Origin of the sequence: Pseudomonas sp. ME-P-057 (assembly GCF_030208975.1) — a bacterium.
Taxonomy (GTDB): domain Bacteria; phylum Pseudomonadota; class Gammaproteobacteria; order Pseudomonadales; family Pseudomonadaceae; genus Aquipseudomonas; species Aquipseudomonas lutea.
Genome location: NZ_JARVSX010000014.1, coordinates 1 through 20378 on the forward strand (window position 1 = coordinate 1; position 20378 = coordinate 20378).

At 61.6% G+C, this 20378-nt stretch carries 15 protein-coding genes; 8 read left to right on the forward strand and 7 right to left on the reverse strand.

What is annotated here, in order from left to right; genetic code table 11:
* Positions 1-349 precede the first annotated feature (349 nt).
* Positions 350-1249, reverse strand: coding sequence for a LysR family transcriptional regulator (locus QRN48_RS06955; RefSeq protein WP_285349833.1), 900 nt, complete (start codon positions 1247-1249; stop codon positions 350-352).
* A gap of 181 nt (positions 1250-1430) precedes the next feature.
* On the opposite strand from QRN48_RS06955, the gene QRN48_RS06960 reads away from it, so the two are divergent.
* Complete coding sequence (locus QRN48_RS06960) at positions 1431-2441, forward strand: zinc-dependent alcohol dehydrogenase family protein (RefSeq protein WP_191943135.1); 1011 nt, start codon at positions 1431-1433, stop codon at positions 2439-2441.
* Between the two features lie 50 nt (positions 2442-2491).
* Here the strand turns inward: QRN48_RS06960 and QRN48_RS06965 are convergent, their stop codons facing one another.
* Positions 2492-3637: a zinc-dependent alcohol dehydrogenase gene (locus QRN48_RS06965; protein WP_191943136.1), complete on the reverse strand. Its 1146-nt coding sequence runs from the start codon at positions 3635-3637 to the stop codon at positions 2492-2494.
* A 214-nt stretch (positions 3638-3851) separates the two neighbouring features.
* Here QRN48_RS06965 and QRN48_RS06970 point away from each other — a divergent pair, with 214 nt between their 5' ends.
* From QRN48_RS06970 to QRN48_RS06985, 4 genes are all read left to right on the forward strand, one after another.
* Positions 3852-4364, forward strand: a complete 513-nt coding sequence (locus QRN48_RS06970) for a hypothetical protein (RefSeq protein ID WP_037010075.1) — start codon at positions 3852-3854, stop codon at positions 4362-4364.
* Positions 4365-4373: 9 nt separating this feature from the next.
* A complete protein-coding gene (locus QRN48_RS06975; RefSeq protein ID WP_037010077.1) occupies positions 4374-4814 on the forward strand; it encodes a DUF421 domain-containing protein in 441 nt (146 codons plus the stop codon).
* 91 nt (positions 4815-4905) lie between these two features.
* Complete coding sequence (locus QRN48_RS06980) at positions 4906-5277, forward strand: histone-like nucleoid-structuring protein, MvaT/MvaU family (RefSeq protein ID WP_191943137.1); 372 nt, start codon at positions 4906-4908, stop codon at positions 5275-5277.
* A gap of 206 nt (positions 5278-5483) precedes the next feature.
* Positions 5484-5669 carry a hypothetical protein gene (locus QRN48_RS06985; RefSeq protein WP_191943138.1) on the forward strand — a complete coding sequence of 62 codons (186 nt, stop codon included), beginning with the start codon at positions 5484-5486 and terminating at the stop codon, positions 5667-5669.
* Between the two features lie 246 nt (positions 5670-5915).
* Here QRN48_RS06985 and QRN48_RS06990 read toward each other — a convergent pair whose 3' ends face one another.
* Complete coding sequence (locus QRN48_RS06990) at positions 5916-6452, reverse strand: hypothetical protein (protein ID WP_191943139.1); 537 nt, start codon at positions 6450-6452, stop codon at positions 5916-5918.
* Positions 6453-6638: 186 nt separating this feature from the next.
* Here QRN48_RS06990 and QRN48_RS06995 point away from each other — a divergent pair, with 186 nt between their 5' ends.
* Entirely contained in the window at positions 6639-7214 is a 576-nt protein-coding gene (locus QRN48_RS06995; protein ID WP_285349654.1) for a cyclodeaminase/cyclohydrolase family protein, read from the forward strand.
* On the opposite strand, the gene QRN48_RS07000 is transcribed toward QRN48_RS06995, so the two are convergent.
* A complete protein-coding gene (locus tag QRN48_RS07000) occupies positions 7204-8790 on the reverse strand; it encodes a putative bifunctional diguanylate cyclase/phosphodiesterase (protein WP_191943141.1) in 1587 nt (528 codons plus the stop codon). The two genes, QRN48_RS06995 and QRN48_RS07000, sit on opposite strands and share 11 nt — an antisense overlap.
* A gap of 221 nt (positions 8791-9011) precedes the next feature.
* On the opposite strand from QRN48_RS07000, the gene QRN48_RS07005 reads away from it, so the two are divergent.
* The gene (locus QRN48_RS07005; RefSeq protein WP_191943142.1) at positions 9012-11078 is read left to right on the forward strand and encodes a hybrid sensor histidine kinase/response regulator; all 2067 of its coding nucleotides are present in this window, start codon (positions 9012-9014) and stop codon (positions 11076-11078) included.
* 836 nt (positions 11079-11914) lie between these two features.
* On the opposite strand, the gene QRN48_RS07010 is transcribed toward QRN48_RS07005, so the two are convergent.
* Positions 11915-12493, reverse strand: coding sequence for a DUF1349 domain-containing protein (locus QRN48_RS07010; protein WP_285349835.1), 579 nt, complete (start codon positions 12491-12493; stop codon positions 11915-11917).
* A 249-nt stretch (positions 12494-12742) separates the two neighbouring features.
* Between QRN48_RS07010 and QRN48_RS25310 the strand changes: the two genes are divergently transcribed.
* Entirely contained in the window at positions 12743-13207 is a 465-nt protein-coding gene (locus tag QRN48_RS25310) for a hypothetical protein (RefSeq protein WP_285349656.1), read from the forward strand.
* Positions 13208-13285: 78 nt separating this feature from the next.
* On the opposite strand, the gene QRN48_RS07020 is transcribed toward QRN48_RS25310, so the two are convergent.
* Positions 13286-16279 carry a type III effector HrpK domain-containing protein gene (locus QRN48_RS07020; RefSeq protein WP_285349659.1) on the reverse strand — a complete coding sequence of 998 codons (2994 nt, stop codon included), beginning with the start codon at positions 16277-16279 and terminating at the stop codon, positions 13286-13288.
* Between the two features lie 104 nt (positions 16280-16383).
* Positions 16384-19587 carry a hypothetical protein gene (locus tag QRN48_RS07025; protein ID WP_285349660.1) on the reverse strand — a complete coding sequence of 1068 codons (3204 nt, stop codon included), beginning with the start codon at positions 19585-19587 and terminating at the stop codon, positions 16384-16386.
* Positions 19588-20378: the final 791 nt, after the last annotated feature.

Sequence of the window (20378 nt, forward strand, 5' to 3'; positions counted from 1 at the left end):
TTGGCCTCTTCCCGGCTGAAGCCAGTCCTACTAACACCGCGCGAACCCTGTGGGATCGGCTTTAGCCGGGAAGCCGTCGGTTGTAACACCGCTAAATCCTGAGTGCCCATATTGACGAATTCCCGGCTGAAGCCAGTCCCACTAACACCGCGCGAACCCTGTGGGACCGGCTTTAGCCGGGAAGACGTCGGTTGTAACACCGCTAAATCCTTTGTGCCCATACTGACGAATTCCCGGCTGAAGCCGGTCCCACTAACCCGGCGCCTGGCCACCTGAAACAGCCTCACTAACACCGCGCGCATTCTGTGGGACCGGTTTTAGCCGGGAAGCCGTTAAGCGCTTAGTCGGCTCACTCGGGCTTGAACCACCGGGGATGCAGGGTCGGGAAGTGCTCGCGCAGCCAGTCGGCAAAGGCGTGGACCTGAGGCGCGAGGTGGGTGCGGCTGGGGTAGAGCACCGAGACCTTGCGCTGTGCCGGGCGATAGGCCTGGAGCACTTCGATCAGTTCGCCGCTGGCGAGAAACGCATCCACGGTGATGCCTGGCGCCTGGATGAGGCCAAAACCTGCAACCCCGCAGTGAACGTAGGCGTTGGATTCGTTGACCGTGATCGCCCCGCGGCTCCGGTACGGCCGGTCCTCGCCGTCCTCATGAAAATACCAGGGCAGCGGCCGGTTGCTGTGCCCCGACAGGAAATCAACACCGCGATGCCGAGACAGGTCTGCGAGCGTTGTCGGCTCGCCGTGTGATTCAAGGTAGGCGGGTGCGGCACAGGTCACCATTTCAACCGTGCCGATCTGCCTGGCGATCATGCTTGAGTCCCGCAAATCGCCAATGCGCAGCACGCAGTCAACGCCCTCCATCACCAGGTCCACCGCGCGGTCGGTCACGCCCACTACCAGTTCGAGGGCGGGGAAAGCATCGGTGAACTGCTTCAGGCTTTCGATGAAACCGCGTTGCGAGAACGCGGTGGGAATGTCGACCCGCAGCCGCCCGTGCAGGGTGGCGCCGCTGCGATCGAACATGGACGTGGTGGCCGAAATGTCCGCGAGCAGCCCCTTGACCCGCTCGTAGAACTGCTCGCCCTCAGCAGTCAGCTTCACCGAGCGCGTGGTTCGCTGAAACAGCCGCACACCCAGCGACGCCTCCAGGGTCTGGATCGACCGCGTGATGTGTGGCCGCCCCAACTGAGTGGCTTCAGCCGCTTTGGTGAAACTACCCAGCTCTGCCAGCCTCGCGAACACCTGCATTGATTGCAACAGGTCCATGGGTTCGCCCTCGTACTACCTAAAAAATCAGCATGATTGTTGCGGCGCAGGATAACAATCCTTTGCCCTGACGAGCATTTATCCGCCCAGGCAGACGGGGAACAATGCCGCCCAACACGCCTGCGGTCGACTTCGACCCGGCGGCAATCACTGGAGATAACACATGAAAGCATGGCTTCTGAAAGACTTCGGGCTGGACAACCTTGAACTGGGCGAAGTGCAAACGCCCGTCCCGAAGACCGGCGAGCTGCTGGTGAAAGTCGGGGCCGTGTCCCTCAATTTCCGCGACAAGGCGATTGTCGACGGCATTTACGAGCCCCACACCGTCCCCAAGCCGCTGATCCCGGTCAGCGATGTGGCGGGCACGGTGGTGGCAACGGGCGAGGGCGTCAGCCGCTTTGCGGTGGGCGACCGAGTCAACTCGCACTTGTACTCGCGGTGGCTCGACGGCATGCCTGCCCACGATGAACCGGACTACTGCTTTGGCTCACCCTTGCCGGGCGGTCTGGCGGAATTCATGATCATCCATGAAGACAGCGCGGTGCGTGCCCCCGCCGACATGACCGATGAAGAAGCCTCGACACTGCCCATCGCCGCCTTGACCGCCTGGTACTCGCTGGTGGATTACGGTCAGGTTCAGCCCGGCCAAACGGTGCTGGTGCAAGGCACCGGCGGCGTGTCGATTTTCGCCGCACAGATCGCCATGGCGCTGGGTGCCCGGGTCATCATCACGTCCAGCCGCGACGAGAACATTGCCGCGGTCGTCAAGCTGGGCGCAATGGCGGGCATCAACTACCGGACCACGCCGGACTGGGCCGGGGAAGTCATGAAGCTCACCGAAGGCAAGGGTGTCGATCTGTTGCTGGACGTGGCGGGTGGGGAGGGTGTCAACGCCTCGGTTCAAGCCACCAAGGTGGGCGGTCGTATCGCTCAGATCGGCTTTCTGACGGGGCAAACCACCGGCTTGAACCTCATGCCGCTGATCTTCCGGCAAACCACCTTGCGCGGCATCGCGGTTGCGCCGCGCAGCGCTTTCGACCGGATGAACGCGTTCCTAGACGGCCATCGCATTCGCCCAGTCATCGACCACGTGTACCCCTTCGAACAAGCGCGCGAAGCTTATGAGCATCTGGCGCGAGGACCGTTCGGCAAGGTCGTGATCAAAGTGAGCTAAAGTTGCAGATGGCATCGAGCGCCCAGCCCGGTGCCACGCCACTTTGCACGCTACTCATCGGTCTTGAGTTTGACTTTGATCCAGCCTTGCTCATGCAGGTCGAACGCAGCGAAGGCGCTGATTGCGTCCGTCAGCGGCTCGCACTGGGTGAGCACGCTGGCTGGATCGACCTTGCCGGCCAGGGTCAGCTCGATGAGTTTGGGAATGTACTTGCGGTGGTGGCAGTTGCCCATGTTCATGCGCAGGTTTTTGTTCATGGCCGCGCCGATGGGGAAGCTTTCAAAACCCTGCGGATACACGCCGATGATCGACAGTGTGCCGGCTTTGGCCAGGCCTTCCACGGCCCATTTCAAGGCTTGCGAGGGCGCATCCCCCGGCTGCCATTGCTCATGACCGTGAGGGTGCCCGCCGTGGCCGTGATTGGCGTCAATGCCCACGGCGTCGATGGCACGGTCAACACCGATGTCATCGGTCAGCCGGTTGAGTGCCGCGATGGGGTCTTCCTCTTCGAAGTTGATGCATTCTGCGCCCAGCTCGCGGGCTCGATCGAGGCGATCACTCAGGCCATCGATGGCAAATACCCGACCGGCGCCCATCAATCTGGCGCTGATGATCGCGAACAGGCCAACCGGGCCGCAGCCAAATACCGCAACCGTATCGCCGTCCTCGATCTCCGCCATCTCTGCACCAAACCAGGCGGTGGGAAAAATATCCGACATGGCAATTGCCTGGTTGTCAGTGATGCTGTCCGGCAACTTAATGAGGCCGACATGCGCATACGGAATGCGCGCTTTCTCCGCTTGCAGGCCATGGAAAGGCCCTGTGGCTTTCGGGCCTCCGAAGAACGAGGTGCCGGCTTTCTTGCCGTTGGGGTTGGCCACGTCACACTGCGCAAAGTAGCCGGCGCGGCAATATGCACAGTTGCCGCAGGCGATGGTTGACGGGATCAGCACCCGGTCGCCAACCGCCAGATTGCGCACTTCCGGTCCCAGCGCCTCGACGATGCCGACGCCCTCATGGCCCAGTATCGTGCCGCTCTGCATGTCCGGCGCGCTGCCGCGAATAAAATGCAAATCCGTCCCACAAATGGCCGACGCGGTAATGCGCACGATCGCGTCAGTTGGTTCCTGAAGGGTAGGTTCCGGCACATCATCGAGCCTGATGTCGCCGACTCCGTGAAACACCACTGCTTTCATGGCAAGTCTCCCAACTAGGTGATTGATGTTGGGTGGAGCCTGTCGCGTGGCCCGTGGTTTAGCCGAACTCTCGCCGGGCAGACAAACGGCACGGGTGCTCCTCACCCGCCACACGCAGGCGGTCTGGGGCGGGTGGTGATTGAACGCTTTGGCGCGCCACCGCACTAAGCTGTAGCGGTCGACTGGCGACTTCTTAAACGGACATCAAGCCCTTATGTCTTCATATGATCAGGAAATGCAGGACCGGCAGCACCCGGTGGACGAAGACATTGCGCTTCAGCGCCGGATCTGGAAATTCGAACGCGTGGGCTGGTATGTGTTGCTGCTGGTCGTGTTGCTGACACTGGGCGGTTTGTTTTCCCGGGGACTGCTCAGCGACGCTACGGCGACCTCCGCGCAGAAAGACCTCACCGTCGAGTATCAACGCTTCCACCGCAGCGGCGGGGTCGACGCAATGGTGATTCATAGCCACGGCCAGCCCGGCAAGCCGCACACGGTTTTTGTCGACGCCGCCTTGCTGGAGGCGTTCAGTGTCGACTCCATGCAGCCTCAGCCCATCGGCTCCGCCGCCAATCGTCAGGGCTTGAAGCTGACCATGACCGGCGACGAGCGGGGCGACAGTTCGCTGTACCTGACATGGCGCAACGACGGTCTGGGTCTGGTAGCGGGTCATATCGCGGTGGAAGGCGGCGGCGAAGTGTCGCTCAATCAGTTTATTTATCCCTAGGTAAAACGTATGGATGCGGTGTTGCGCGCAGGCGCCATTTACTTCGTGTTGCTGGTGTTGTTTCGTGTCTCGGGTCGGCGGTCTTTGGGCGAGATGACCTCCTTTGATTTCGTCTTGATGCTGATCATTGGTGAAGCGACCCAACAGGCATTGTTGGGAGACGACTTTTCAGTCACCAATGCCGTGCTGGTGATTGTCACGCTGCTCTGTATCGACATCGGCTTTTCTCTGCTCAAGCGTCGATCAAAGCGCATCGGCAAGTTGATCGACGGTGGCCCGACAATAGTGGTGGAGAACGGCACCTACCTGCGCCAGCGGATGCATGAGGCCCGCGTGCAGGAAGATGACATCATGCAGGCGGCGCGGCTGGGGCAGGGCGTTGAAACCGTAGAACAGATCAAGTTTGCAATCATCGAGCGCAACGGCAAGATCTCCATCATCGTCAAATGACAACTGCGGTGGCGCCGATTATTGCCGGTCGATGACGGGCGCTGGTCATTGCACTACTATCAAACCCTCAATCGGGTAACAGGAGCTCCAGATGTCTCGTCTCGCAGAATTCCGCAAACTTGAACAACAGCTTGCCGCGCAACTCGCCGAACTTGAAACATTGAAAAACGACAGCGGCCTTCAGAGAGAAATCGAATTCGAGACGAAGTTGCGAGAACTCCTGCAGACTTACGGTTTCGGCTTGAAGGACATTGTGGGCATGCTTGACCCGCGCTCGCAGAACACCCGGACGAACAGTTCAGCGCCCCCCGAAAAGAAACCTCGCAAGGCCCGCGATGTGAAAGTGTATAAAAGCCCACTGACCGGTGAAGTGGTCGAAACCAAGGGCGGCAATCACAAGTTGTTGAAAGCCTGGAAAGCCCAGTTCGGTGACGAGGTCGAAAACTGGCGGGTTTATCACTGACTGAGCTCAGTAAAAGCCGCCGAAATGCGGCTTTTTTTATTGGGCCGGCAGAGCGGGTCTGTCGCTTTGATTCAAGTGGGCCCTTGTTTGAATGAACCCCGCATCCCGGATACCTGTAAAACGTCGAACCTTCCGCCCGGCAGACCGCTCAGATATCAGGCAAGCATTCTTCTCACATGCCAGGGCCTCGCCCCTCGGAGCGCACCATGACTGACGCGAAATCACCCGCCGACGCGACACGCGACCCCCATGCCGCAACGCCCGCTGAACAGGACAAGCCGGACACCCTGCCGGCTCACTCGCCTGATCAGGAGTCCGGACGGCAGAACGGCTTGACGCCTCCCGATTACGATGAATACGGTAACGAGCCTCAGCAGGACGACGATCGGTAAACGCGGATCCACCGCATGCTGCATTGTTCCTGTGGGACCGGCTTCAGCCGGCAAGACGTCGGCGATCATGCCCCAACAATCAATGGCGCCAGGCTGGCCTATTCCCGGCTAAAGCCGGTCCCACAGGATGCAGTAGTGGCCTATTTCCGGCTGAAGCCGGTCCCACTGTAAGCAGTGGTTGCCGGTCTGTATAAGGACCATCCCGCGCTGATCGCCGCCCCTCATGCACGTCACTGATGCGATTGATCAGTGAGTGTTGATCCTGAGTGCGCTGGCTCGCTCGTCGATGGCGGCATTGAGTTCGACACGGCAAGCCTCCCATTCTTCTTTGGGAACATTGGACCGCTTCATGACTTCCACCATCTTGCGGCACGCTGCCTTGTAGCGGGCTTGCGCGGCATTGATCCGGGCGAGAAATGCCGTTCTCGACCAGTCCCTGGCATCGATCGCGGGAAGCACAAGACCGGTTCGGCCACGCGAAGTCCGTTTTGGCCAGGCGCGGACGGCCTGATGCATGCCTCTGGATTCGATGAGAAATTGACCGCGCCTCTCACCCCAGTCGAGCGCCTGCTCGACACTTTCATCGGGGCAGTCTGCGTAATATTCCTCGGCAAGGGCCAGGCCATTGGCCTGGTAGGCGCCGACGAACAGCTGCGTCACGGCCCGGCGTGACGTCCGCGCGGACACCTCAATCTGTGCGCCCCCGTCCGTAACAGTCTTGCGCGTGGTGGATTGCAGCAGGCAATCGGACCAGAGCCAGTATTTCTCGCCTCGTTTTGTCATCGCCGCACCTTTGGACGGATCGGATTTTCGGCCTCAATGCCTTGAAAATCGGCGTCATGACTTATAGCTGACGTCTCGCTTTCCTGCCAAGTGCAAAAGGCGCTGCCGCTGAAAACCTTCCAAACTTTTGCGGTGGTGCGACCGTCACTATGCTGATGGAGAGACTCACAGGGGAAGGGCATCGACATGAGCATCTGGTCAACCACAATGGAGGCGTTCTGCGAGCAGGTTGCTTCTTCGGCGCCCGTGCCAAGCTGCGGTGCGGCCGCTTGCGCGAGTGCAGGGTTTTCACTGGCGCTGCTACTCATGGCGCTGCGCAAGTCGGCGGGTGGGGAGCAAGATCCCGAACTGGCAGGCCGGATCGCCGAGACGGAGGCGCTGCTGGCGGTGATCAAGGCGCACGCCGACAACGACATGAAAACCTTTGGCGCATTCATCGAAGACTGCGCGTCATCGAGCTCCGGCCATGACCCTCAGTTGTCGCTGGACGTGACGTTGGGATCGCTGGCTGCGGCGAGGTCATGCCTGAAGGGCATTGAGCTCGCCGCGGCGGCCATGCCCCGTGTGAAAAAAACCCTCAAATGCGACGTGACGTCCTGCGCACTCATGCTTCATGCCAGCCTCTCGGCGTTGTTGATCAACGTCGACGCCGACGCGGACAACCTGTCCGGTTCCAGGCAGGGTGCGCGCGTGATCGGCGACCGCGCCGAGATTCAGCGCGCAGCGGATGACTTGCTGGCTTCGCTGAGGGTTACGCCCTGAGCGGACCGGCATGCCGGTCAGGCGCCATGAGTGCCGCCACTTGGGCCACCGGCAGCGGGCGTCCGAAGAGGTAACCCTGGGCAAAATCGCAATCGTGGGTGGTCAGCCAGTCGGCCAGTTGCTCATGCTCAACGCCCTCGGCGGTAATCTGCATGCGCAGGCTCTTGCCCAGTGCCAGGATGGCCTTGACCATTTCGCTCTGATTATCCAGCGAGGTGTCGAAAAAGGACCGGTCGATCTTGATCTTGTCGATCGCCAGCTGGGTCAGGTGGTACAGCCCGGAGTAGCCGGTGCCGAAGTCGTCAAGCGCCACGCTGACGCCCATGGCACGCAACCGCTCAAGGTTGAGCCGCGCGCTGCCCACATTCGCGACCAGCGCGTTTTCCGTGACCTCGACTTCGAGATGCCCAAGGGGAAAATCGCCCGTGCGCGCCAGTTCCGCCAGCCAGTCGGGAAAGTCGTCGCTCTCGATCATTGACGACGAGACGTTGACCGCCAGTAACAACCCCGGCGGCCATTTGCGCGCCTCGGCAAAGGCCTGTATCAGCAGCCCCTCGGTGAGCGATTTGATCAGCCCCAGTTGTTCGGTCAGCGGGATGAAGTCCTGAGGCATGATGACCCCGTGCTGCGGGTGCATCCATCGCGCAAGCAGCTCAAAGCCTACCAGTTGCTGTTCCGGGAGGCTGACGATGGGTTGGTAATACGGCTGGATCTGCCGTTGCGCAATGGCCTGACGCAGTTCTGCCTCCAGACGCATGCGTTCACGCAGCGCATTCTCGAAGCTGGCTTCGTAAAAATGGAACACCGCGCGGCCGTTGTTCTTGCCGCGATACATCGCGCTGTCGGCGTGCTGCAACAGGGTTTCGGCGACCATACCGTCCACCGGCGATACCGCAATCCCCATCGTCGCGCTAAAGGCCACGCCTGGCAGCCCGGTCGGTGCCGCGGCGATTTTGGCGAGTATGGTTTCGGCCAGCGTGGCCAGGTCAAGACGGCTGAAACGGCCCGTCACTGCCAGGGCAAACTCATCGCCGCCCAACCGTGCCACGGCGGCCTGCCATCCGGCCGTTGCCTCTCTCAGCGTGTCGGCAACGGTGCAGATCGCGACATCTCCGGCGGCATGGCCATGGGTGTCGTTGATCTGCTTGAAACGGTCGAGGTCGATCAGGAACACCGCCGTGCCCACGCCGGGTTGATCCAGACGGGTCGCCAGCTGTTCGTGAAATACCCGGCGATTCAACAGGCCGGACAACGGGTCATGACGCGCCAAAGAGTCGCTCTGCGCCTGCGCGACGACGAGGTTGTTGTAGCTCTGGTGCAAGCTGCCAATCAGGCGCTTGAGCAGCACGAAGGGGACGACCATTGCCAGCACGGCAAAGCCGGTGGAGGTCAGCACGAAGCGCCAGCGCTCAGCCACTTCGAAGTCGCCATCGTAGGGCAGGTCCAGGACCCCCATGGCGACACCTTCCAGCTTGAACTCCCACGCCAGGGCAAGCAGAAAGATGGAAAACAGGTAAAAGACCAGTAATGCATACAGATGGCTTTGCACCAGGTGCGGGTTGCGAATGAATGACATGGGGGAGGCGCTCAAAGGGCCGTCGGCAGTGCGGCCACTCTGTTGTTATCGGTCATTTGGCGCAGTGCTTGACCCGCTCCCGGCAATTATCTTCGTGCGGTTGCCAGGGCTCGCCTCCCTCGACGGCCGGTACTGGCCGGGTGCTCGCCGGATGCTTCGCGTCGTACGCGAGGACAGGTATGCTGCGCGTCTGATCACCAGGCAGCTATCCGGGTTTGTAGATGAATCAACACGACAGCGATGTTCCCGCTCCACTGCACGCCGCTCAGGAGTTCCCGACGGACACCTCGGAGCGTTTGCAGCTTGCCCTGGACGCAGGTGCCATCATCGGCACTTGGGTATGGGACATCGCCGGGGACACCGTGACGGCGGACGAAAGGTTTTCACGCACCTTCGGCTTGTCCGCCGAGCGCTGCAGGGCTGGGGTGCCCATCGCCGAAGCGTTCTCCTCGATCCACCCCGACGACGTGGACCGGGTAGCGGCCGATATTCATGAAGCGATGCGTCGCGGCGGCCCTTATCGCTGTGAATACCGGGTCCGGCACCATGACGGGCTCTATCGCTGGGTGGAAGCCAATGGCCGTGCGGAGCTCGACGTGCAAGGCCACGCGGTTCGCTTTCCCGGGGTGCTGATGGACATCGAATCCCGACGCGCTGCCGAGGCCGAGCGTGACCGGATGTCCGCGCTGCTGGCGACCTTCACAGCAGCCGTTCCCGGCGTGGTTTACGCCAAAGACCTCGCCGGCAGAATGCTGGTGGCCAACCATGGCACGACCGAACTGATTGGCAGGCCGCCCGAGTTCTACATTGGCAAGACTGACCTGGAGTTTCTCGAGGACAAGGATCAGGCGCGTCTGATCATGGAAACCGATCAGCGCATCATGCGCAGCGCCAGGGCCGAGCAGATCGAAGAGCACGTCAACATGCCGGACGGCACCGCTGCGGTGTGGCTGTCTTCGAAAGCCCCGCTGCTGGATGATCGCGGCGCCGTGATCGGCCTGATTGGCTCGTCCATCGACGTCACCGCGCGCAAAAAAGCCGAGTCGGCGCTGCTTGAGCTGAACAAGACGCTGGAGGCGCGCATCACCCAGGCAATCGCCGAGCGTGAAATGGCCGAGGCCGCCCTGCGCCAATCGCAGAAGATGGAAGCGATCGGGCAGCTCACCGGCGGCATCGCCCACGATTTCAACAACCTGCTGGCAGGCATCACCGGGAGCCTGGACCTGATCAAGCTGCGGGTGAGTCAGGGCCGTTCGGCAGACGTCGCGCGTTACGTCTCCGTGGCTTACGGTGCCGCGCAGAGGGCGGCAGCGCTGACCCATCGGTTGCTGGCCTTCTCGCGCCGGCAGACGCTACTGCCGAAGAACACCGACGTGCACGTGCTGATAGCCGAGATGGAGGAGCTGATCCGCCGCACAGTGGGGCCGGCGATCGAGCTGAAGGTTGAGCTCAACGCTCGGGCCGCTACCTGCATGGTCGACCCGGCCCAGGTCGAGAACTCGCTGCTTAACCTGTGCATCAACGCGCGGGACGCGCTGGGCGAGGGCGGGCTTATCTCCATCGCGACCTGCAACCAGCAACTGGATGAAAAGCCCGGGCTTGACCCGGAGTGGGTGCCGGGCAATTACCTCGCCATATCAGTGACCGATAACGGCACCGGCATGAACCCCGAGGTGCTGTCCAGGGTATTCGAGCCGTTTTTTACCACCAAACAAGTGGGCGCGGGGACCGGCCTGGGGCTGTCGATGGTTTACGGGTTCATCAAACAATCAGGTGGCCAGATCCAGATTCAATCCGAACCGGGTCAGGGCACCTGCGTCTGCCTGCTGCTGCCGTGTCACGCAGCCGCGCCCGAGGTCATTGACGCACCGCAGGAGCAGGCCAGTGTAGAACCCGCTGCGGCGGGTGAAACCATCCTGGTGGTGGACGACGAGCCGACCGTGCGCGTCTTCGTTGCCGAAGCCCTGACGCATCTGGGTTACACCGTGATTGAAGCGGCCGACAGCCAGGCGGGCCTTCAACTGCTGCGGTCGGACACGCCGATCGACTTGCTGGTCACCGACATCGGCTTGCCCGGAGGGATGGACGGGCGCCAGATGGCCAGCGCGGGGAGGGCGTTCCGACCGGATCTGCCGATTGTGTTCATGACCGGCTACGCCGAGCCGGCCGGCGACGGACAGGCGCGGCTGGATGGCAGCATGGCCTGGATGCACAAGCCTTTCCCGCTGGAAGCGTTGACGTCGAACGTGAGAGCGTTGCTCGGGGCAGATATCAGGCTTCAGCCGTAAAGCGGGCCGTTGATGGCATTGGCCTGAGCCGGGATGAAGACCAATGGTGGGACCGGCTTCAGCCGGGAAGAGCACTATTTGTGGGACCGGCTTCAGCCGGGAAGATCACTATTTGTGTGACCGGCTTTAGCCGGGAAGAGGACCTTATGCACACCGTCAATTTCGCGGAGGCAATGGTGCCGTCTTCCCGGCTAAAGCCGGTCCCACAGTGGAACACTGCGGCGGATGTACCGGCCCCTTCGCGGGCAAGCGCGCTCCTGCACCGGGTCCGCGCCGCCGTCGGCGCCAACGCATGGGTTGCAGGCCGCCGGGTTCGCCAGCAAGCCGGCTCCTACAGTGATCATGTCCGCCGGGCGCAATCGGTATCGGGCCAGGCCCTCATCAAGTACACAGGTTGGCCGGGCAACACCGACCTCAAGCCAAGCCAAGACCACCTGTAGGAGCGCGCTTGCCCGCGAATGACGTCGGGTCAGGCAGACACGCGTCGCGACGACAACTCGACGTAATGCGGGGTGCGAAACGGGGCTTTGGTGGGACCGGCTTTAGCCGGGGAGGGGACTTTATGCACACCGTCAATTTCGCGGAGTCAATGATGCCGTCTTCCCGGCTAAAGCGGGTTCCACAGTGGAACAGTGCGGCGGATGTACCGGCCCCTTCGCGGGCAAGCGCGCTCCTACACCGGGTCCGCGCAGTACCCACCCTCGGCGGCGGCGCATGGCTTTTGCATCGTATGCGCCCTCGGCGGCAACGCATCGGGTCTGCGCCGTGCGCGCCCTCGGCGGTTGAACAGGCCTGATGATTTTGGACATTTCAACCGGGCGCCATGACGGGCCGGCTTAGCTCAAATCGTGCAGCTCGCGCTTCAGAGCAGGGCCCAGGGCCCACTCTGAAAAGCGCACCTGCAACCCCTGGCGCTGTGGCGTGCAGCAAAAAGGGCCAACCTCATAAACGTCTGCATCGGGGAAGGGGGCGAGCCGAAGCAAGGGCCACTTCACGCCATCGCTGGAGTACTGCAAGCGCAGGACACCATCGGCGACGGTAACCCTGAGCCAAAAATCACGCGGATCACCGCTAAACGAGCCCGGCGCCCAGTCGGACCGGCCCTCGGTGAGCACGCTGCTGATCATCGGGTCGCCGTCGTTGAACTCGATGCCGGCTTTGATCCACGTCCGTTCATCCAGCCTGACCATGAGCCCGGCCTGATCGTAAAGCTCGCGAAAGTCGGCATTGATCCTGACCTGCGCAGTGAAGCCACCGGCTGCCTTGACGCCGAAGAAGTGCCCGCTGTCGCGCACAAAACCGTAGTGGGTTTCGCGCCAGAAATCGGTCTGCAGTCCGGTGGTGACCTGCAATGATCCGTCCGGGTGCGCGACCCAGTGATCAGGTTGATTCAGCCAGGTGAATGCGTCCCAGATGGACGCCCCGACCTGCTGAAGGGGCGGATGGCCTTGCGATTCTGCTACCACGGTAGTCTCCCTGGCTGATGGGCCTTCATTGACGTGATTGGACGTCTGGCAACGTCGTCCCGTTCCAACCGTCGCAGGCGTTATTAGCGCTCTGTGAAACGTTGTGAAGCGCCTCATAAATAACCTGTCGGCGTGCTAGCGTTTTGTCCGGAGCTTCGTCAGCGGGACGATGCCCACCTCACTGACGGAGCAGCGCCGATGTCTACCCCCATAACCCCTGCTGGAGGCTCACCAAGCAACCCGAAGTCATCGACTTCCGCGTTCGACGCCAAGCTGGACATTGCCCGGTCCAGCAAAATCGTCGCCGATTACATGCGCCAGACCGGCAAGTCCGCCATCACCTTGCAGGAACTTGCCAAGGTCGCTGACAACACATCAGGCAAGGTGCCGGCCGAAGTGTCTGATGCAGCGAAGTACCTGCAGCGCCACCCGGATGTCTTCACCGCCATCGAGACCCACGACATGGCGGGCGTCGACAACCTGTCCGGCGTATGGAATTTCGACTGGGCGGCCAACGGCGGGCTGAAAGGCACGGCGACCGAAGCCATTGCCAGGATGCAGGACACCTTCGATCTGGCGATTGCCAAGTCGGCGCAGATCACTGAGATCACTACCGGCAAAAAGGCTGAACTGGACTCGACCAAGCAGCGGCCGAGTAACTGACTTCCAGCAAGCGCTGGTGGACGAGGCATAAAAAAACCCGGGCATTGGCCCGGGTTTTTCGTGACGCAATGCCTGATCTTATGACGTCCAGGTCTCGCCGCCCGGCCAGTCCTTGGTCGGGATGTCGCTGATGGTGCCGTCTTTTACCCCGTCAATCCCGTAGCGCTCGATCGAATCGCCCAACACCTGGGCGAAGTCATCGGCCTTGGCCTGCTGCTGACCTTCTTTGACCAGCCCCGGGATGATCGCCCCCAGCACCGCAACCCCAGCGCCGAGGAAACCCAGCACGCCCGCCGCCGACGCGACCGCCGGCATAAATCGGGTGATGCCCAGCAGCGCCATGCTGCCCTCGACCGCCGAGGCCGAGCCTGCGAGCACGCCCAGCGACCCGGCCGTGATGTTGAAGCCGCCCGTCAGCGCGTCGCCGCGACGGATCGCCTGAACGCCGTCGAAGATGCTGTACGCGCCCGCCGCAATGCCCGCCAGGCCACCGATGCCTTTGGCGCTCTCCTCGAAGTTCTTCGCCACCGCCTTGTAGTTCTTGCCGTCCTTGACGTTTTCCTTGGCCTTGTCCAGCAGGTCACTGGGCAGCTTGCCGTCTTGCATGTCCTTGATGGTTTTCTCGCCGTTGGCGATGGCCCCGTCCAGGTATTGCTGATACGCCTTCGACCCGCCTTCGATGAGTACCGTGGCGGTTTGCACGGAGCCGGTGGTGATGTCAACGACGTTTTTGGTGGAGAGCTTGCCGCCGTTCTGCGTCCCACGCGCGATGGTCACACCGGCCAGGAACAGCCCGCTCACGACATGCAGGGTGCCGCTGCTGTAGGCGCCTTTGGCATCACCGGTGGTGTCGAAATCCGAGAGCTTGTCCATTTTGTCCAGGGCTTTGGTGCCCTGGCGGAGCATGTCCCAATTGCCACGGAAGCCGGCCACCACTTGGTCGGTGGTCGCAACGGTGCCGTCTTTGTTCATCATCAATTCAGGAGAGTCGCGTCGCACCTGATCAATGCGCTCGCGCAGCTTGTCTTCGTCCAGATCCGCGCCGCCGTCTTTGCCGTAAGCGGCTTTGAGGTCGTCGAAGGTCGCGCCGGTGAACGCGTTTTCCTGGACGATGCTGGAGAAGTTGTCGTTGAGCTGTTTGTCGAATTGATTGGTGAACTCCGGGTCCAGCGCGCCGTTGTACAGCGCCACTTCCAGGCTGAATGTGGCCCCGGCGGCGTCAGGCGTCTGGGTCTTCAGCAGTTCACGCAGCCGCTCGCCCGAGGCCAGCGAATCCTTGTAGTACGTCTTGAAGGCTTCGTTGTGTGAAGATTTGCCCACCGCCGCCTGTATCTCGGCGTTGTCGTCGATGCCCAGCATCAACTGGTAGCTGTTGGCGGTGGCGTAGAAACTGGCCAGCGCTTCTGGCTGATTGGTCTTGCCGTCTTTGGTCGCGGCGTCCCAGGCCTGGTCGAGCGCCTTGCCGGACTTGATCTCGTCCTCGTAGGTCTTGGTCACCGCATCCTTGAGGCCGGGACTTGCCTCGAACAGCGACTTGACCGACTCGTCACCCTTGGTCTTGATGAACTCGGCCGTTGGCGCATCCTTCTGCAGAATGGCGATGTGGTCGTTGATGTCCTGCAACACCTTGTCCGGCTCCCAGAACGCGCCGGACCCATTGGCAATCGCCACCTTGCCGTAGTCATCGCCCCACATGCCGGCCTTGGCGCCGTCGACCACCAGCTTCTGCGCGTTCTGAAGATCCAGCAGCACAGCGGCCTTTTCCTCGGCGGTGTAGTTTTCGGGGTGCTCGAAGACGTCTTTGCCCAGTTTGCTGGTGTCGACGTTGTGCGTCACGTTGCCCGACACCACGCTCGACACCAGCGCGCTGAGGCCGGTGGCGTCGGCCGGTGCCGAGTTCTTCAGCCAGGTCTGAATGTCGGCCTTGCTGGCCTTGCCATCGGCGCCACCGGCCAGTAGCTTGCTGGAGGTGTCGAGTATCTTGAAAGCCCCCGGCTGCGACCAGAAGTCCAGCGCGGCTTTTTCCTTGTCCGAAAGCTGAGGGTTGGCGTCTTTGTAGTCTTTGATGTTCTGCGCGGTGAGGGTGTCGCCGGCATCGGTCTTGCCGCGGATGGAGTCGTACTTTTGCTCAAGGATCGCCGCGTAACCGGCCACTTCTTTCGAGCCGGCGTCGGCGTCGGGCTTGGCCTTGAGAAAGTCCTTGTAGCTGGCGATGTCTTCGCTGGCCGGGGCCTTGGGCAGCGACTCGAAGCCGTATTTGCCAAAGTCCTGCAAGCGCCCGGCTTCGGTGCCGTGCCTGGCTTCGCCGCTCTTGGTGAAGCCATCGACGCTGGTGTTGGCCACGTCCTTGCCGCTCAGTACTTTGCCATTTTCGTCGTAGCCAACTACCCGGTCCATGACCTGAGCCGCGCGGAAGGCAGCGTTCGGGTCGGTCTCGAAGTCCCCGACGCGTTCCTTCAATGCGTCTTTGACGCCGCTCTGGTTGCCCAGATGCTTGAGCAGCGGGTTGGCGTCGATGATGTCCTGAGCCGAGCGCTTGTCATCCTTGGGCAGTTCCCAGACGATGCCGGCGCTTTCACCTGCCTCGCGGGCCTTGGCGTCGCCACCGACGTTATTGGCGCTTTCCATCTTGCCCTTGAGGCTGTCGAAACCGTCCTTGCCGAAGTCCTGCAGGCGACCGGCCTCGGTGCCGTGTTTGGCCTGGCCACTTTTGGTAAACCCATTGATGCGGTTGTCATCGACATCAGTGCCGGCCAGGCGCTGGCCGTTTTCGTCGTAGCGCACCACGTGGTCGAGCACCTGTTCGGCACGGAAGGCGGCGTCCGGGTCGTTCTCGAAGTCGCCAACGCGTTCCCTGAGCATGTCCTTGACGCCACTCTGGTTGCCGAGGTTTTTCAGCAGCGGGTTGTCATCGATGATCTGCTGCGCCGAGCGGTTATCGTCTTCGGGCAGTTCCCATTCGATACCGGCGTCTTTGGCTTTCGCACGGTCGACGGAATTGTCCCAGGTGGCCTGGCCTTTGCCGGCGACCTCGGTGACGACCCGGGTTATATCGAGTGACGGGATAGACATGGCAGGCTCCTGAAGTGGGTGTTCACTAGTACGTTGTCCATTACGGGTGTGGGCCGCCGAGAGCAGGGTCGCGCAACAGTCGCGGCGCTGCTCTCAACGCTGTGCTAACGCTTGTCTTCGCCGTATTCGACGTGCAGCTCGTCATCCAGCCGGTTGCTGGACGAGCCGTCGTGTTGCGGTGTGTCGTCGAAGTGCTGCCACTCCGCGCTCTGGAAGCGAAACAGGCTGTCGTCCGGCGGGGCTTCGCGTTCGCCGTATTCGTGGAGCGAGTAGTGCAGGTACTCGACCTTGTCGCCCCAGTCGCCCTGAAGCAGGCCGTCAGCGGCCAGGTCGCGGTACCAGTCGTTTTCCTTCTCGCTGGCTTTCTGTTTCTTGTTGTGGTCCACGAAGAACCCGATGACCCCGCCGATCACGGCCAGGACCACGCCGACCAGGAAGAAAGGCCCCGTCAATGCCGCTGCCGAACCTGCTCCCACCAACGCCGCCGCGCCGAGCACGCCGGCCGATGCCCCGAAGGCGCCGGCGGCGATCTGCAGCCCGCCAGCGGCTTTGGCCAGCGGGTCACCGGATTCAATGCCGCTTTTGATGGTGAAGGCGCCCAGGACGATGTCGGCAAACCCGCCCACCACGTCGCTGGCCGGGCCGAGCACTTTGATCACCGAACCGGCGATCTTGCCCGCCTTGCCGGCGCCCAGCTTGGCACCGCCGGCGCCGGTGACAGCGTCATCGAGACGCTGGGTGATGCCGCCCTGGACTTTCTCCGCATCGGCGAAGGTGCCCGCGCCGTCGCCCAGCACCGACGAAATATCGGGCGTGATGTCCAGCGCGCTGCTGATCTTGGTCTTCATGGCGTCGGAGAGCTTGGGGTCGCGAACGTCGACCATGGTCGGGGCTTTGTCCTTGCCCCAGATTTCCGGAAGCGTCTTGTCGAGCCCGAGGAAGTCGACCATGCCGCCTTTGCCGACCAGGTCGGCAATCGCGTCGCCGAGCTTGACGAAGTGGCTGCCCGCGCCCGCGAAGCTGAGGAAGTCCTTGGCGATTGCCAGCCGTTGCAACGGCGTTTCGGCCAGCTTGCCGCCGTTGCCGGCAAGCTGGTAAATGCCCGAAAACAGTGAGACGCCGGCGCCCATTGAGCCGAGTACGCCTTTGTTGTTCAGCGCATTGAAGACCTCGCCCAGCTGACCGCGATCAGCGATCGCCACATAGGGCTTGGAAAGCGCAGTCTTGATGTCCGCCTCGGAAATGCTGCCATGGGTTTTGTAGGCTTCGCCCAGCTCTGCCAGCGCTTTGCTCACCGCTGCGGATTTCTTCTTGTCGCCCAGTCCTTCTTCAAGAAACTTCTCGATGGTTTCCTGGGTGCGGCGGGGCAGGTCAAGCAGCTCGCCCTTGAGCACGCTTTTCAGCAGGCCGAAGAGGTCCTTGGTGGCCAGCTCCTTGTTCTCGTCGGAGACCTTGCCCGGGTCGCTGATCAGGTCGTTGAGGTCGCTGGTCAAGCCGTCGGCCTGGATGTTCTGTGCGGCTTTGGTTGCGGCGTCCGGGTCGAACAGCGACAGCGCGGTCAACGTGTCGCTCAGGTCCTGTTGCGCCTCATGGGCCTTGCCTTGTTTCTGCAGGTCCTTGAGGTAGGTCACGTAGTCCGGGTTGGCGGTCAGGTCGAGAAGCTTTTGTTTGACCGCGTCCTTGTTCGGGATGCGATTGATCGCACCGTCCATGCTGGCCTTGTAATCCGCAGTGACGCCGGGGTCGGAGAACAGGGTGCTGATCCGCTCCTGCAGTTTGGGGCCGTCGATGATGTCGTGCATGTCGGCGGACGAGAGCTGGGTCTGGTGGTCGTCGAAGACTCGCCAGGTGCCGCCGAAGAAGCCGGGATCTTCTTCATAGCCGGTCAGGCCGCGGCCGTTCTGATAGGCCGCTTGCGCTTCCAGCGCGCGCACCAGCTGAGCGCGGGGGTCGTCCTTGCCGATAGAACCGTCCTGCACGCCCTTGCGGTACTTGTCGAGCAGCTCCTGGGTGGCCAGTTCGCTGACGGTCAGCTCGGGAGACTGGTCATCCTTGGGATCGGCCTTGACGCCAGTACCGAGGTTGAGCACGTCCAGCTCGGCTTCGGGAGGCAGGTTGGCCTTGGCGCGGGTATCGTCGACACCGGTCTTGGTCCAGGCATCCCACTTGGCGACGACGTCGTCATACAGCTGCGGGCTCAGCGCCTTTGAAACGATGACCTTTCCTTCGCTGGTTTCGTAGCGGATCAAGCCGTTGCCCAGGTCGTCCGGCGAGCCGAAGGTCATGTCGACGTTTTTCAGAAAGTCGTTGGGGCCGGCCAGCTTGTAGCCTTCGGCCTCACTGGTGTGGATCTGGCTCCAGGTCTCGTTGGCGGTGCTGGCGCTTTTGAACAACTCGGGGGTGAGGTCTTTGGAGACCACTACGCGGCTGCCGTCTTGCAGCTCGTAGGTGAGGGTTTCGCCCTCCTGGCCGACGGTCCAGTAGAAGTTTTTGTAATCGTTGAGCGCTGGCGCCTGAGTGCCTTGATCGGCAAGGGTGGCACCGCCGGAAACGGCGGTGTTGATGTCGCCGGACTTGGCCGGATCGTTGATGACCTCATGCAGCGACTTCAGGTAATCGAACAACTTGGGATTGTCATCGCGTGCGACGATGACCTTGCTGCCCCCGTTGTCGTAGCGAATCAGGCCCGGACCCACTTCGTCGGCGGGCCCCACGGCGGTGCCGGCGTAGGGTGGCCAGACTTCGTTGTCGGTGGCGCGACGGTAGCCTACATGTTCGCTGGCGTTGACCGCGCTCAACGTCTTGTAAGCCTCGGACACTTGCTTGAACGCCTCCAGATTGTTCTGTTCGGCGAGGATCACGTGCTTGCCGTCCTGGGTCACATACCGAATCAGGCCCGGACCCTCTTGATCGGGCGGGCCGATAAAGCGGTAACTGCCCAGCGTGTCCGGCACCGCCGTGTCTGCCGTCCCCAGCTCGTAACCTTCGGCGAGGCTTTTGTTGATGCCCTGCAACGCCGCACGGTCTTCGACGACCTGCTTGTACAGCGTCGGGTTGGTGGACTTGCTGACCATCACTTGCTGGCCGTCCTGGGTGACGAAGCGGACGGTGTCGGCGGCGAGGGTGCCGGGCTCCTCGATGGTTTTGTAGTCCTTGAGCGCAGGCGCCTTTTCATCGGCGGTCGCAGGTCGATACTGATCGGCCAGCCTGGCGCTGGTCTTCAGAACAGCGGCGAACAGGTTTTTCGGCACGGTGGCGAGCGGCCGCGATTTCAGCTCGGGGGTGCTATTCAAAGGGCGTGTCGGCATGCGATTGAACTCCTGCTTTTTATCGGTAGGGCACAACTAAGAGGCGGGGCACAGCGCCAGGCTGTTCACTGGCACGTCGCGCCGGCATCTATCAAAAACTGGATAAACAGTGTGCGTTGAAGTGTGAGCGGCACAGCGGTTAATTATCGGCACTCCGATATGACGTGACGATGAAGTCCGGGCAGCGAGCCGACCATACATGGATATGGGCGACGATTCAGCGCAACGTTCAACCGGCAAATATAAAGGGCCCCGGAACAATGGACTGACTTCAAAACAGTTCAGGCGTTGAGTGCGTTATGGTTGCGCATGAATTCGCAGGTGGGCTCACAACAAGGCTGAAACCCTAGCAGAGTGCTCCGGAAATCGGCGCGTGCCGCCGGCTTTTTCACAACAATTCACAGCGGGAGCCCATTGGGTCTGGGCCGGCGGGCCGATCTCCATGAGCACCATGGCCAACTTTGCATTCGCCACAAATATGGCGCCACTCCTTTGACTGAATAACTTCATTCTAACTAACGGGGGAAAGCAGAGTTTCATCAGATTCGATCAATAACAACGGTCTCGGCCTTTGTTTACAGGTACAGGCAATATGACATTGCGGCTCAATAAAGTAGCGCAGTGAATCGAATCCCGGTATTTCACAAGTTTTCACAACAACTAAAAAATGCTCCCGCCTACTATTGATTGGTGCAACGCAAGTGCTGAAGTTTATTTGTAACAATTCGGCTTTATGGTGAGGCACGCACTAAGCAAGCGCCGCAATGCGGCTGAAGACATTCCCCCATCCC

Excerpts from the sequence above, each read along its gene's own strand:
- QRN48_RS07025 (WP_285349660.1), bottom strand. The coding sequence starts at position 19,587 with ATGCCGACACGCCCTTTGAATAGCACCCCCGAGCTGAAATCGCGGCCG.
- QRN48_RS06990 (WP_191943139.1), bottom strand. The coding sequence starts at position 6,452 with ATGACAAAACGAGGCGAGAAATACTGGCTCTGGTCCGATTGCCTGCTG.
- QRN48_RS06980 (WP_191943137.1), top strand. The coding sequence starts at position 4,906 with ATGTCTCGTCTCGCAGAATTCCGCAAACTTGAACAACAGCTTGCCGCG.
- QRN48_RS06965 (WP_191943136.1), bottom strand. The coding sequence starts at position 3,637 with ATGAAAGCAGTGGTGTTTCACGGAGTCGGCGACATCAGGCTCGATGAT.
- QRN48_RS06955 (WP_285349833.1), bottom strand. The coding sequence starts at position 1,249 with ATGCAGGTGTTCGCGAGGCTGGCAGAGCTGGGTAGTTTCACCAAAGCG.
- QRN48_RS06970 (WP_037010075.1), top strand. The coding sequence starts at position 3,852 with ATGTCTTCATATGATCAGGAAATGCAGGACCGGCAGCACCCGGTGGAC.
- QRN48_RS06960 (WP_191943135.1), top strand. The coding sequence starts at position 1,431 with ATGAAAGCATGGCTTCTGAAAGACTTCGGGCTGGACAACCTTGAACTG.
- QRN48_RS07005 (WP_191943142.1), top strand. The coding sequence starts at position 9,012 with ATGAATCAACACGACAGCGATGTTCCCGCTCCACTGCACGCCGCTCAG.
- QRN48_RS06975 (WP_037010077.1), top strand. The coding sequence starts at position 4,374 with ATGGATGCGGTGTTGCGCGCAGGCGCCATTTACTTCGTGTTGCTGGTG.
- QRN48_RS07020 (WP_285349659.1), bottom strand. The coding sequence starts at position 16,279 with ATGTCTATCCCGTCACTCGATATAACCCGGGTCGTCACCGAGGTCGCC.
- QRN48_RS25310 (WP_285349656.1), top strand. The coding sequence starts at position 12,743 with ATGTCTACCCCCATAACCCCTGCTGGAGGCTCACCAAGCAACCCGAAG.
- QRN48_RS06985 (WP_191943138.1), top strand. The coding sequence starts at position 5,484 with ATGACTGACGCGAAATCACCCGCCGACGCGACACGCGACCCCCATGCC.
- QRN48_RS06995 (WP_285349654.1), top strand. The coding sequence starts at position 6,639 with ATGAGCATCTGGTCAACCACAATGGAGGCGTTCTGCGAGCAGGTTGCT.
- QRN48_RS07000 (WP_191943141.1), bottom strand. The coding sequence starts at position 8,790 with ATGTCATTCATTCGCAACCCGCACCTGGTGCAAAGCCATCTGTATGCA.